Source organism: Shimia sp. R9_2 (assembly GCF_017743735.1).
GTDB lineage: Bacteria > Pseudomonadota > Alphaproteobacteria > Rhodobacterales > Rhodobacteraceae > Shimia.
The window spans coordinates 17,082-29,313 of the sequence record NZ_JAGHRO010000005.1 but is presented as its reverse complement, the minus strand read 5'-3'; the positions used below and the strand labels follow the sequence as shown (position 1 = coordinate 29,313).

At 57.9% G+C, this 12,232-nt stretch carries 9 protein-coding genes; 4 read left to right on the top strand and 5 right to left on the bottom strand.

The window, feature by feature from the left end:
- Nucleotides 1-74: 74 nt before the first annotated feature.
- The 4 genes from J7400_RS13210 to J7400_RS13195 all read right to left on the bottom strand — a co-directional run bounded on the left by J7400_RS13210 (nucleotide 75) and on the right by J7400_RS13195 (nucleotide 6,286).
- Nucleotides 75-788, bottom strand: a complete 714-nt coding sequence (locus J7400_RS13210) for a sugar transferase (RefSeq protein WP_209063988.1) — start codon at nucleotides 786-788, stop codon at nucleotides 75-77.
- Between the two features lie 519 nt (nucleotides 789-1,307).
- Nucleotides 1,308-2,528: a polysaccharide biosynthesis/export family protein gene (locus J7400_RS13205; RefSeq protein WP_209063986.1), complete on the bottom strand. Its 1,221-nt coding sequence runs from the start codon at nucleotides 2,526-2,528 to the stop codon at nucleotides 1,308-1,310.
- A complete protein-coding gene (locus tag J7400_RS13200; RefSeq protein ID WP_209063984.1) occupies nucleotides 2,521-4,737 on the bottom strand; it encodes a polysaccharide biosynthesis tyrosine autokinase in 2,217 nt (738 codons plus the stop codon). The genes J7400_RS13205 and J7400_RS13200 overlap by 8 nt, the downstream gene beginning before the upstream one ends.
- Nucleotides 4,738-4,837: 100 nt before the next feature.
- Nucleotides 4,838-6,286 (bottom strand): hypothetical protein, encoded by a 1,449-nt coding sequence (locus J7400_RS13195; protein ID WP_209063982.1) that lies wholly within the window; start codon nucleotides 6,284-6,286, stop codon nucleotides 4,838-4,840.
- Nucleotides 6,287-6,477: 191 nt separating this feature from the next.
- On the opposite strand from J7400_RS13195, the gene J7400_RS13190 reads away from it, so the two are divergent.
- The 4 genes from J7400_RS13190 (at nucleotide 6,478) to J7400_RS13175 (ending at nucleotide 11,118) form a co-directional block, all read left to right on the top strand.
- Nucleotides 6,478-7,947, top strand: a complete 1,470-nt coding sequence (locus tag J7400_RS13190; protein ID WP_209063980.1) for an oligosaccharide flippase family protein — start codon at nucleotides 6,478-6,480, stop codon at nucleotides 7,945-7,947.
- Nucleotides 7,948-8,103: 156 nt separating this feature from the next.
- The gene (locus tag J7400_RS13185; RefSeq protein WP_209063978.1) at nucleotides 8,104-8,370 is read left to right on the top strand and encodes a hypothetical protein; all 267 of its coding nucleotides are present in this window, start codon (nucleotides 8,104-8,106) and stop codon (nucleotides 8,368-8,370) included.
- Nucleotides 8,370-10,223: a hypothetical protein gene (locus J7400_RS13180; protein ID WP_209063976.1), complete on the top strand. Its 1,854-nt coding sequence runs from the start codon at nucleotides 8,370-8,372 to the stop codon at nucleotides 10,221-10,223. Before J7400_RS13185 ends, J7400_RS13180 begins: the two co-directional genes overlap by 1 nt.
- 97 nt (nucleotides 10,224-10,320) lie before the next feature.
- Nucleotides 10,321-11,118, top strand: a complete 798-nt coding sequence (locus J7400_RS13175; RefSeq protein ID WP_209063974.1) for a metallophosphoesterase — start codon at nucleotides 10,321-10,323, stop codon at nucleotides 11,116-11,118.
- Here J7400_RS13175 and J7400_RS13170 read toward each other — a convergent pair.
- Complete coding sequence (locus tag J7400_RS13170; RefSeq protein ID WP_209063973.1) at nucleotides 11,048-12,142, bottom strand: glycosyltransferase family 1 protein; 1,095 nt, start codon at nucleotides 12,140-12,142, stop codon at nucleotides 11,048-11,050. The genes J7400_RS13175 and J7400_RS13170 overlap by 71 nt on opposite strands.
- Between the last annotated feature and the right edge of the window lie 90 nt (nucleotides 12,143-12,232).

Genomic DNA, 12,232 nt, shown 5'->3' with positions numbered 1-12,232 from the left:
ATGCGCGCATTTCTCATCTCTATGCCAAAAGAAATTTCCGACCATTAAACCTCACGGCCTGTGCTGATCGCTGATTAGCACCCAGTGCGTCTGACAACAGCTTGCGACGTCTTAAGCACAATACGAATGTCAAAACCCATGCTCATTCGCTGCAGATACTCGTAATCCATAGCAACACGGTCGTCATAAGAAACGCTATTGCGACCGGACACCTGCCAAAGACCCGTAATCCCCGGTTTCTGAGCGAGGTAGAATTCTTCGCCGTGGCCGTATTTCTTAAGTTCATCCTGAACAACAGGACGCGGGCCGACAAAGCTCATTTCGCCGACCAGAACATTCCAAATCTGCGGCAATTCATCCAGGCTGGTTTTTCTCAGGAAATCACCAAACTTTGTAATACGCGGATCATCAGTCAGTTTATGATTTGCATACCACTCTTTTGCCGCTTCCGGATTTTCACGCAGATAGGCTTGGAGCTTTTCCTCTGCCCCCATCACCATTGTGCGCACTTTCCAGCATTTGAATTTGCGACCGTCTTTTCCAACACGTACATGGCCAAAAAAGCCACTGCCACCGTCGCGACGCGTCACAGCCCAAAGGCAAAAAATGACCGGCGCCAAAACCGGAAGCATGATCAAGGCAAGGACAATATCGAAGGCACGCTTACCGGCGCGGCGATAAAACCGGTTTGCCGTAGCGCGTACAGTAGCCTTTGTGGCTGATCTTTCATCAGAGCGAGTGAAGCTCTGCCGGGCGAACAAAAAACGTTCTTCCACAATATCTTTCATGACCAAAACTCAAAACAGAACTTACGAAAAATAGCGAAAAGTATTCTTAGGTATTGGATAAACAGTAGTTTGATTCTGATTGTAAGTAAATTTTTAACTTATCTATATTCGTGACTTTTCTGCGCTGCAGAGATCTTTTGATTCTCCATTTTTTAGCGCCATGCGTCAGTCAGGAAAACCTGACTAAATTACATAAAAAAGAAATCTCCCTGAAATTCACGCACAATTAGATCGCGCCAATTAGCGAATTGGAAAGTGAAATTGTTCTCAAGTTAAATTTAGAAAATCCACATAAACCACTTATACTTACGCAAAGCGCTCCAACGAATACCACCCGCGAAATAAGCGCATAAATCTCTCGAAAATCAAGGGGATTTACGCATTTGTGACATCCCCTCATTTGAGACGGCATCGGGACGCAGGCATTCATTGATTGGCGTATTACCTTCAGAGAATTCCCAATAAACGTGTTTTCCAAGACCGGATTCAGTGCAGCTGCAGCGCCCAAAATATCAACACTCAAAAGTCGTTTGCAGCATTGCCCATCAAAGCGGAAACAATCACCGCATCGCCTGGTAGAACGACGGTGTCGCTCGTCGCGTCCAAACGCTCGATTCCGGCGCTTGTTCTACGCAAAATCACGTAATTCATATCCAAAAGATCGCTAGCGGAGCCCAGAATCACCCCATTTGAGGAGAGTACTGCCAATCTTTGTCGCTGATTCTCATGGCGTTGCCGCAGACCATCGCGGGCCTGCACAGCGCTCCGCAAGGCTTCCAGCGTTTCAAGTCGCCGCTGGTCATGAAAGTTGGATTGCGCGCGTGATGCAGTGATCCAGTCACTTTGCGCACGCGACTTTTGCGCCTCTAATTCCAAGATGCGCGCGCGTGCCTCGGACTCAAGGCGTTCTTGCGCCGTGACAATGGTCGCGCGCTGCAGACCGCGCTCCGCCAGGGATCTGGTGTCCTCCAACTCCTCCACCCGGCTCAGCACGACATCCTGCTGAATCTCAATCCGGCTGTCCAAAAGAGCGATTTCCGTTTCCAGCTCCTTGAGATGCTGATCCCAAAGCGCATCTTGCCGCCCCCCCTGCGCGATGAAGGTGCTCAACAGCTGTTGCTCCAACCCAAGCTGCGCATCGATGATCTCTGGCATAGCGACTGGCATCTCGCGGGGATCGACATCTTGCGCGGCAAGCACCGACTTTTGCGCCAACTGCGCTTCCAGTCGCGCGATCCGGACTGTCTGGTGCGCAATTTCAAGGGCTGCCGCACGAAGTTGCCCTTCGGCATCCGCATGAAGCAATTCGCGCTGATCATCACTCAGGTCTGTCAGTGAAACGCCGCCTGCCAAACCAAGCGCAAGCTCCACGGTCAATTGTGGCAGGAAATCAAACGAGCCCGGGCGCTGCACTTCTCCGACAATTACGATGGGCGCATGGCTCTCAATCGCCAGACTGATATCCGGATTGACGTAGAGCTCCGCCGCCTGCAGGTCTTTCTCAAGGGCTCGCTCGGCTTCCTCCAGTGTCAGTCCCGCGACACGCGACTGCGCCAGCCCCGCAAACCGCAGATACCCATCCAGATCAACCGTGCCTGTCATGGGTTGCGACTCTCCCAGCAAACTTGCCTGAAGCCGGTCGCCGATGACCAGCTTGTAGCCCTCTCCATAGGCCAACGTGGCACCTAAACTCAGAAGCGCGGCCCACAGGCCCAGCGCGCATGCACTCGCTCTAACCATAATTGTAGTGCCTCACATAATAGTCGGGATCCTGCTGTGTGGAGACCATGGTCAAAACCATGCCCTCCGGACGCGCTCCGATACTGGCGAGATGTGTCAGCCCCATTTTGACGGCACGTTTGGGCGTCTTACGCCAGCGCACCAGATACAACAGGCTGTCCGCCACCCCTGCCACCATAAGCGCATCGGAGACCGCAAGCACCGGGGGCGCATCTATGATGACGATCTCGTAATGACGCTTCAGCGTTTCCACCAATTCAACAAGTTCAGAGTGTTTCACCGCATCGGACAAAATACCTTTGGAAGAGGAACTTCCCAGAACATCAAAATTCAGAGAACCTCCGCGCATGATGGCCTGACTGAGCGACACACGCCCGGCAATGAAATCCCCAAGATCATGCTCCATTGTCAGGTTGGCTTCGCGGTAGATCGCGGACTGGCGCGTATCCAGATCCACGAGGATCGTAGAGCGGTTGGAAATCGCAAACATCCGCGCCAGCGCCAACGCCGCAGTTGATTTCCCCTCATTGGGCACAGAAGACAACAGCACGTAGCTGTGCGATGTCCCGCTCTCCTTCCGACTGAGCAGGGTTTCCCGCAGCTGCCGCAAGCGCTCGCTGAACAAGGAATAGGGATCATCTGTTAGGGTGGCAAAAATCTCTCCGGGGCCAGACCAATTGCCTTTGGGCAGGCTGCCCACCACCGGGAAGCCATGCGCCGCTTCCAGCTGCGCACTGCGCGCAAACCCATGGCTGGTGGTTTCCAGCACAAGCGCAGCGATCAAACCAATCACCAATCCTAAGACCGCACCAAAAGCGGTCAGCAGTTTCGGCCGCGGTGCGGACGGACCTGAGGGGATTTTCGCCGCATTGATTAAAAAGGCTTCGGCACTTTGCAGTTCAACCTGTGAACGCGCCTCGCTCAAACGGGCCAGCCAATCCTCATAAGTGCCGCGCAACGCATCCGCCTCGCGTTCCAGCTGGCGCAACTCCAGCGACGAGCGCGAGATGGCCGCCAGCTTGGCCTCCAGTTCACTCACGTTTTCCAACAAAGCCTGCTCGCGAAACTCCAGTATGCGCACATCATTGCGAAACCCCTCAATTACCTTGCGCGCCTCATCCGTCATCTCTGCGTCCAGCTGCGCAATCACCGAAGCGATTTGTCGCCGCTCTGGGTGCTCTTCGCCCAGACGTGTTGCGAGATTGGCATCGTCTTGCAGCAAAGCCAGACGGCGCTCCCGCAAGGTCGCGAAGAGAGGCGAGGACAACAGATCACCAACAGCGGGCGCTCCGTCCCCCTGCAACACCGCCTCGATCTGCTGAACCTGCGCCTCTTCTGCTGCAATTTCCGCGCGCACCCGGGCCAGCTGATCATTGAGCTCAATCATTTGCTGAGACACGATATCGCTGGAGGCCCCATCACTGATGATCTGCGCACTCTTGAAGTCTTCGACAGCCGCCTCGGCGCGTTCAACCTGCGTGCGCTGCGCCTCCACCTGATTGGACAACCATGTGGTCGCACGAAGCGCTGCCTCGCGCCGGTTGACGATTTGCTGCTGGATATAGCCATTGGCGAGATTGTTCGCCATTAGGCCGGAGAGCTGCGGATCCACCGTTTCAGACAGGATCTCTATGACATAGGACTGCCCCACGCGCCGAACCGAAAGCCCCTCGCGAATGCGGGACGACACCCGGTTCATCTTCACTCGCTCCGGCGGGATCAGCGCAGGCGGCGCATCGACCTCCTCTGTGGCGTCGTTTTCTGAGCCGGACGCGGGCTTTTTTGAGCGAAACCAGGAAAACGGCGGCAGCGGCGCATTGGCTTCGGCATAAAGCGCATCAATCCGGTCCACACCAATGCTGCTGATGGCCTGTTCAAGCAACTGATTGGATTGAATGACCGCGACTTCGCTGTCCAAAATCGGATTGCTCAACTGCAAATCAGACACCAAAGCTTGCGAAGTCGAAATTTGCGTATCCCTTGGGTCCAGCATCAATGTGGCGCGCGCGGTGTAGTAGCTCGTCATCTGCGCGGTCAGCACATAAAACAGCGCCGCGACAGCGAAGGAGCATCCTAAAATGAGCCATTTGCGCCGCAGCAAGGAGTGCACAAACTCGCTTAGATCAACCTCATCGCCCTTTGCATTGGTGGCGGGTCGAACGATGTAGGAGCGCTCCGTGCCAAGGTCTTCGTTGCCAAGCGTATTCACATTCAATCTCCGTGCAGCGCCAAAACGCTCTGTCATCTCAATTCAAAAGGCGCCTCATCACTGGCGCGCCGTATGCGCAGTCCTCCCGAGGGCGCGGCACTCAGCTGTTGAGCGACACACCATGCGTTCCTGCCCTCAATTTTGACCGAAAAGGCACCGGTCGCATTGGGCGCCCCAACAGTTCTGATCCTCGGGCGATACCTACGGCGAGCCCCGCCATCGCAAAAAATTCCGTGCCGAGATTGGGTGTCGTCTTGGTCAGCATCGCCTGCAGAAAAACCGCGCCACAGCCATATTGCAGGGCCGAGACCACCAGCGCCTGCTGTGACGCGGGATCCACCGCCCGCGCGCGGATCACACCTACCAGAAACGCTCCGAACAACAGGGTTCCAACCAAGCCAATATTGCCCAGCGTCGCGCCAAGCCAACCGTTGCCGCGCACCGATCCGATGCCCGCCCCCAGCGTCCATGTGTCCCAGAAATTGACAAACGCCTGCCGGTTCCAGCTCATGCGCTCCACCCCAGAGGAGGAGGACAGCTTGGAAAACAAAACGTGGTCAAAATAGTCCCCAACCGCAGGCACAAGATTGAGGATCAAAACAGCGGTTCCAACAAAGAGCGGCAACAAGACAGCAACAGCGCCCAACATCCTGACCTGCGCCGGAGGCAAATGATCCAAATGCATGTGGCGCAGCTGAAGGCCGAGAAAAATCAGCATAAACGCTCCCACCGCCGCATAGGTGCCGCTGGAGGTGGAGCGCAGCACCATAACCGTCACCGCCAGCAGGCAGATGATCGCCAGCACATTTGAACGGTCCCCCACCCAATACCGCAGCCAGAACCCGAAGAGCCCGATGGTGTAATAGCCAAAGGACGAAGGCTCCGGAAATCCTCCAACCATGCGCTTTGCACCCAACAGCATCTGGTGGTCCAGCATTTGATAACCGGAGGTCCGGATCACGCTCAGCAAATCCGGCATGCCCAACGCGTAGGAGGCGACATCTGCAAATCCAAGCGCAGCGTGCACAGCCAATGCCGCCGCCATTGCACCCACCACATGCTGCGGCTCGGGCCGTAGCCGGTAAAGCGTGGCGAGCACCAGAAAGGCAGAAGCAGACAGAAGAAGGCGAAAGGCCTGCGCGATATTGCTGTTTGACGGCTGCAAGGGCTGCAACATCGGCAGCGCCCGGTCCTCATAACGCACCACCTGAAAAACCTCGGTCTGACCGACAAACAGGCGCGGCAGGAAAATCGCCGATACAACCGCCCCGATCAAACACAGCAACAGCCAGAACCCGGGGCGATAGGGGCGCAATGTTCCCAAAGTCTGACTGAACCAACGGCGCTGAAAGAAGAGCTGCACCATCATAACCAGCAGCACAATATCGCTGACCAACAGGGATGTGCCGCCAACCGCCGGAAAAGAAATCGCCGCAGCTGCACCAAAAGGCAAAGAGACCATAAAGGCCCAAAGCCCGCGATACGGCCCCTGCAACAACAGGACACTGCACAAAAACACGGCAATAAAAGAGGTCGAGACGAATTGCATACCAAACCAAGTCTCAAATACGCTTTACTTACAAATACCGACAGGATGTAACATTTTAAGGCAATTTAACAGCCGCGTTCCCTATTCACGCGCCAAAACCTCTGAATTCCCGATATCGCGCCCTGTGGCGCACGAATTTTCATCACCCGTACTTTGGTTTCTTTTGTTCAAAACTCGGATTTACAGGACAGATGGCAGATCGCGCTCCCGCAGCCCAATCCTCAGGCCAATCCAAGATCCAATCCGGCGCGAATGCGGCGCTCTCTATGGTTGGCCTCGCATCGCAGCAAATATCCGGTTTTGTCATCACGCTGTTGGCCGCAGGCTTTCTCGCCCCCGTTGAATACGGTGTCTACACGCTTGCCATTGTTTTTGTGGAGCTGGTGCTCGCGTTCACCTATGCGGGGTTTTACCATTTTGTCGTGACCTCTTCTGAGGATGACAAATCGGTTCTTTCCACCATGTTTTGGCTAATGCAACTTGTGGGCTGGATTGGCGGTGGTGCACTCATCGTGTTTGCCTCATGGTTGTCACAGGTCTTTGACAGCCCTGATCTCGCACCCGTCCTGCGCTACCTGGGCCTGCTGCAGCCCTTTGCCTCCGGCATGGCCTGGGCCAGCGCCGTTCTGATAAGGCGTCAGCAGATGCGGCGGCACTTCATCATCATGCTGCTGCAAAACAGTGCCGCAATGCTCGGCGGCGCGCTGGTGCTTTGGCTGTGGCAGTCGCTCTTTGCCTTGGTGGTCTACCGCTATATCCGGGTTGTCATAGGTGTTTTTCTCTACAGCGTCATGACGCCGGATCGGCCGCATTTCCTGTTTGATCGACCGATGGCAGCACATGCGCTGCGCTATGCCTCGGGGCTTTATGGATCCCGCCTGCTGGTTTTTGTCTCCAACTTCGGCACAGACCTTTTGCTGGCCTATTTCTTCACAACGGCAGAATCCGGTCTCTATCGGTTCGCCAATCGGCTTTCGACCGCCACCATTGATATCGTAGGGCAACCATTGCGCAGTTTTGCGCTCAACCAATTTGGCGCGGCGGCCCGAACAGGGGCGCAGCTGGAGCCAGTGCTCAACCGCTTTTGTGGTGTGATGGTCATTTTGATGGGAGGCTTTGCCGCCACCATTCTGGTGTTCGGAGCCGATCTCGTCACCACACTCTTTCACCCAAGCTATCTCGCCGCCCTTGGCGCCCTCTATGCGCTGTCGGTGCGCGCCTTTGCCGGGTTTGGCAATGCGCTGATCCTGCCGATCTTTGCCGCGCGCAACAAAACGCAGGTGTCGATGTATCACAATCTGTTCTGGACCAGCGTGATGATCGCCACCATCTTTGTCACCTCAGATCAGGGCCTGAACACGCTCGCCTTTGCCCAAGCCTGTGTGGCCATCCTCACAGCAATTGCCGCGTTCGCACTGATTTCTTGGCAAGGCGAAGTGCCCATTCGAGGCGCAGTTTACAATATCCTCATCGCATTGGCGGTGGTTGGCGCCTACTACGCTGCCGCTAGCGGCCTGTGGCTCTGGATCAAAAGCGGGATTGGCGTCAGCGGTCTCAGCCTTGGCATCGGTCTGTCATTGGCCACGCTTCTGGCTCTGGCCACGATCGGCGCGGGAATGCGGCTGCGCGTGTTTGATATGCGGGTCTTTGCCGAGCGGTAAGCCCCTCATACCAAGCCACTACAGACAGCTCCCGTTGCTCGGAACTCGTAGCCTGCGCGCGCAGCGCCCACCCCTGATTAAGCACGATCTGGCATCCCCCTTGCCCATCAAGCTCAGGCACCCCGCCTGACCGATTGACCATGCGAGGACACAGCTTTGCCGTCACCAGATGATTTTTCCCAATATCCCGTCACCCTGAACGCTCCAGCGGTGTCTCTGCAGGAGATCACCCCAAACGACAGCGCGGATCTCAGCAAAACCACACGCGCCCTGAACGTTGCCAGCAGCGGCACGGTGCGCCTCACAACCGCCGATGGCTCTGTGGCCACGCTTTTTGTTGCCGCCGGGATCACCTTCCCTGTGCGCGCCACGCGCGTCTGGGCCACAGGCACAACCGCAACCGGCATCATCGGGCTAAGCTGATGATTGGGATCGGCCTCGACATCTCTGCGAGCACGCTTGGGGAAGCCGGAACAGTCTCACCGCAACCCAGCTTCATCGCTCTTCTCGATGCAGAAGGGCAATCCAACATTGTTGGCTTCAATTCCATCGACAGCCTGCCTGCCTCCGCACGGCGCCTCTATGGGGACGTCTCCCAACTCTCGATCACCGCTGGTGCAGGAACCTCCACGCCAACAGTGGAAACCCTGCCCTACGTGCTGGCCGCAGCAGATGAAACCATCGCCGGGCAAGAGGGCCGCTACGGGGAGCGCTGCCTCACGTCCGGTGGCGGCAGCGGTGGCACAGGCCCAACCATAGGCCTCGCCGCAGCCTTTGACACAGGCACGCTTTGGGGAACGGCGAGCGCGCTCCTGCTGGCCAAGGCGGCCACGGCAGGGCAGCACATCGACGCCTTCCGCCCAAGCCTTTCCGGGCAGGTCTGGCAGAACAAGATCCACGGAAGACGCCATCTGCGCCAAGCGCTCGCGGGCCTGCCTGCTCCTCTGCGTTATCAGGCGAAAATCTGGTGGCAGGGCGAAACCAATACCAGCACGCCACGAGCCGAGGCCAACCTCACGCACCCCGATATCACCGACTACGCCCAGCATTTTGAGGAGATCTACGCCTTTGAAGAGGCTCAAATGGGTGCGCAGCCGCCCTGGTTTCTGATCGCTCTGTCTCCCATCGAAACCTCCCTTGGGTCCGGCCAACCCGATCCTTACACCGCCGCAATCAACGACCAATTGCGCGGCCTCTGCCGCTGGCACATCGCACAGGATGGCACAATTACCGACGCGGCCAACGGCGGTCATACTCGGCGCTATTTTGTCGAGCACGGTTTGCGCAATGGCAACAATGTGCATCTGACAGCGTCTCAAATGCAGCAGCTCGGCCAGCTCATCGCCAATGCCCTCGTGGATCTGCGCGGTGCCGATGGCGCATCGCACTCCTACGCACCGGCATTGCGCCCTGTGATCACGCAACTCGCCGAAACGGAGATCTCAGACGCGGATCTGACCCTGTCTTTGCGCAGCACCGATGGCGGCACACTTTATGTGGCAGCACTGCCCGCAGGCGATCCGGCACCGACGCAAGCGAAGTTGAAAGCTGGCACAGGCTTCCTCGCCACGCAGCAGGAAGCTTTGCCAAGCACTCTTCCCCCCGGCGGACAATCCACGGTCCTTCTAAGCGCCCTGCCGCAGGACACCCCAATGGACATCTACGCGTTGCTGACGACAGACGAGATCAACAGCCCCCTGCAATCGCTCCCCGACATCACCCTGCCCTCCAGCGCCTCGGTCTGGGATGTGACCTATCAACCAAGCCTGTTCAGCTACTCCGAAAATGGGGCGTTGGTGAACAACGGCGAGACCGGCACCCGCTATGCACGCGGCACCCAAACACGCGCAACAGGGAAGTTTATCTTTGAGGTCGATGTGTTCGGAAGCGTCGTCTTTGTCGGGGTCGGGGATCAGGACGCCCCGCTGGGCGGCGGCACCAATGGTGTGCGCAAAGCAGGCTGGCTGGGCACAACGCTGCGCTTCTCCGGCGGCGGCCTTCAGCAGATGGGGTCCCATATCAACAGCCAGACAACCGTACAGGTGGCCGTTGACCTTACGGCCCGCCAGCTCTGGCTGCGCCCTTCCGGCGCAACCCTCTGGAACAACACTGCCGATGCCGATCCCGCCTCCGGGACCTCTGGTGCAGATATTTCGGCCGTCCTTGGCCCCCTCAAACCGCTTGCAGGCCTTGGGCCCGGAACAACCACCGGCGCAAGACTGCGCACCTCCGGCCTCACATTGCCCCTGCCAACGGGCTTTCAGCCCTGGGGCTAGCGGGAGGCTCCGCAAATGTGACCAATCCCAAGCGCTTCCCGCTTGACCCCGGACAAAAGCATGCCAGTCTGAGCTTATATTCCGATCTCAGACTGTGATGCCTCTGTTTCCCCGCCTGTTCCGCACCAAACCGTTCACCGAAAGCGCGCTTGCGCCGCAAAAGCCTTTCTTTGCCATCGGCGATGTGCATGGCTGCGCCGATCGTCTGGACGCCGCTCTTGGCTGGATCGCCGCCCGCCCTGAAGATGCTGAGGCTCCGGTGGTGCTTCTCGGGGACTGTATAGATCGCGGGCCTAACAGCGCCGCGGTGCTGCGAAGGCTGTTCAGCCTGCGCGCCGCCTGGCCAGACCTGATCTGCCTGCGTGGCAATCACGAGGAAATGCTGCTCGGCTTTCTGGATGATCCGGTCCAATACGCCCCAATGTGGCTTGGGGCCGGCGGCGCAGAGACCCTGCAAAGTTTCGGCCTCACACCGACCACCAACAGTGAAGACGCGCTCTATGATCTGCGCGATGCCCTTGCGCAGGCCATGGGTGTGGAGATGATCCAATGGATGCTCGACTGGCCCTGGCTCTGGCAATCCGGCAACATCATTGCGGTTCACGCAGGTCTCGACCCAGCCCAATCGCCCGATGCCCAAGACCCGGCAGTGCTGACCTGGGGCAATGCCGACTGCTATGACATTCGCCGCAAAGACGGACTGTTTGTGCTGCACGGCCACCTCATCGTGGATCGCCCCGGCTTGACCAACGGGCGCATCGCAATCGACAGCGGCGTCTATGCGACCGGCGCGCTCACCGTGGCACGGATCGAAGCCGGTGGCCTTACGCTGAAGACAATAGACCAGCCTCATCCAGATGCGCCGCAAACTGCGCCGCCGCTGCCTGCCAAGTGAATGCGGCACTCTGGGCGCGCCCAGCCTCGGCCCGTTCTTTCCTTTCCTGCTGGTTATCGGCGATGTCCTGTATCGCAACGGTCCAAGCTTGAGCGTCTTCTGGATCGGCGTAGCGCGCCGCACTACCACAGATCTCCGGCACAGCACCGCGCGGCGCGGCAATCACAGGACAGCCACACGTCATCGCCTCAACAGGAGGCAATCCAAATCCTTCCGTCAGCGATGGAAACGTCAGGGCCAGCGCATTTTCATAGAGAGCGCGCAATTGCGCATCACTCACCCGCCCCAACAGGCGCACCGACGCACTTTCCCGCAGACCGTTTTCGCCAAACACCCGCGCATTGCCGCCCCCCGCGATCACCAAGGGTGGTGCTCCCGCCCCGCGCCGCTCGGCCGCGGCGATCAACATTTTCAAGTTCTTATGCGGCGCCAAGCTGCCAATCGCGAGAAAATACCCCTGCGGTTCCAGCGCAAAATCTGTTAGGATTTCCGGATCCGCAGCGGTGCGCAAAATGTGATCCGCCCCATTGTGCACCACGCGCGCCTTGCCGCGCGGCACGACACCATGCGCCTCCAACTCCCCCGCTGAAAAGCGGGAAACGGTCAGAACCAATTTGGCCGTCCGCCCCAATCGCGGCTGCACCGCATGATACCACATGCGAAAGGCGCGCGCGTATGCCTGCGGCTGTGTGAACGCCTGCGCATCGTGCATCATCACCACCTGATTTGCTGAGGCAATCGGCCCGATATTGCAAAGGCTGAGCAAGGTCTCCTCTGCCGCCAAACCGGGCAAAGAGACCTGCTCCCAAAGTTGCCCCTTCAAGATGCTGTCGGAAATTTCCACCGACTTGATCAGAGCGTCAGGAAAGGTTTCCAGCTCCTGAATTGGTCCTGGCTGCGGCACCACGCATCGCAGCTCCGGCGCATCGTCCCGCGCCAAAAACGCGCGCATCAGTTCCACAGCAACCCGGTCCACACCGGTCGGCGGTCGCGTCAAAAAGCGGCCATTGAGCAAAAGCGCCATCTCAAAAACACATCAAAGCAAACACATAAAAACAGCCTTACCATGCGAGCGGCTGCCGGATCTTTCAACAGCATTGCCACTTGGAGGCGC

Excerpts from the sequence above, each read along its gene's own strand:
- J7400_RS13210 (WP_209063988.1), bottom strand. The coding sequence starts at position 788 with ATGAAAGATATTGTGGAAGAACGTTTTTTGTTCGCCCGGCAGAGCTTC.
- J7400_RS13205 (WP_209063986.1), bottom strand. The coding sequence starts at position 2,528 with ATGGTTAGAGCGAGTGCATGCGCGCTGGGCCTGTGGGCCGCGCTTCTG.
- J7400_RS13195 (WP_209063982.1), bottom strand. The coding sequence starts at position 6,286 with ATGCAATTCGTCTCGACCTCTTTTATTGCCGTGTTTTTGTGCAGTGTC.
- J7400_RS13190 (WP_209063980.1), top strand. The coding sequence starts at position 6,478 with ATGGCAGATCGCGCTCCCGCAGCCCAATCCTCAGGCCAATCCAAGATC.
- J7400_RS13180 (WP_209063976.1), top strand. The coding sequence starts at position 8,370 with ATGATTGGGATCGGCCTCGACATCTCTGCGAGCACGCTTGGGGAAGCC.
- J7400_RS13175 (WP_209063974.1), top strand. The coding sequence starts at position 10,321 with ATGCCTCTGTTTCCCCGCCTGTTCCGCACCAAACCGTTCACCGAAAGC.
- J7400_RS13170 (WP_209063973.1), bottom strand. The coding sequence starts at position 12,142 with ATGGCGCTTTTGCTCAATGGCCGCTTTTTGACGCGACCGCCGACCGGT.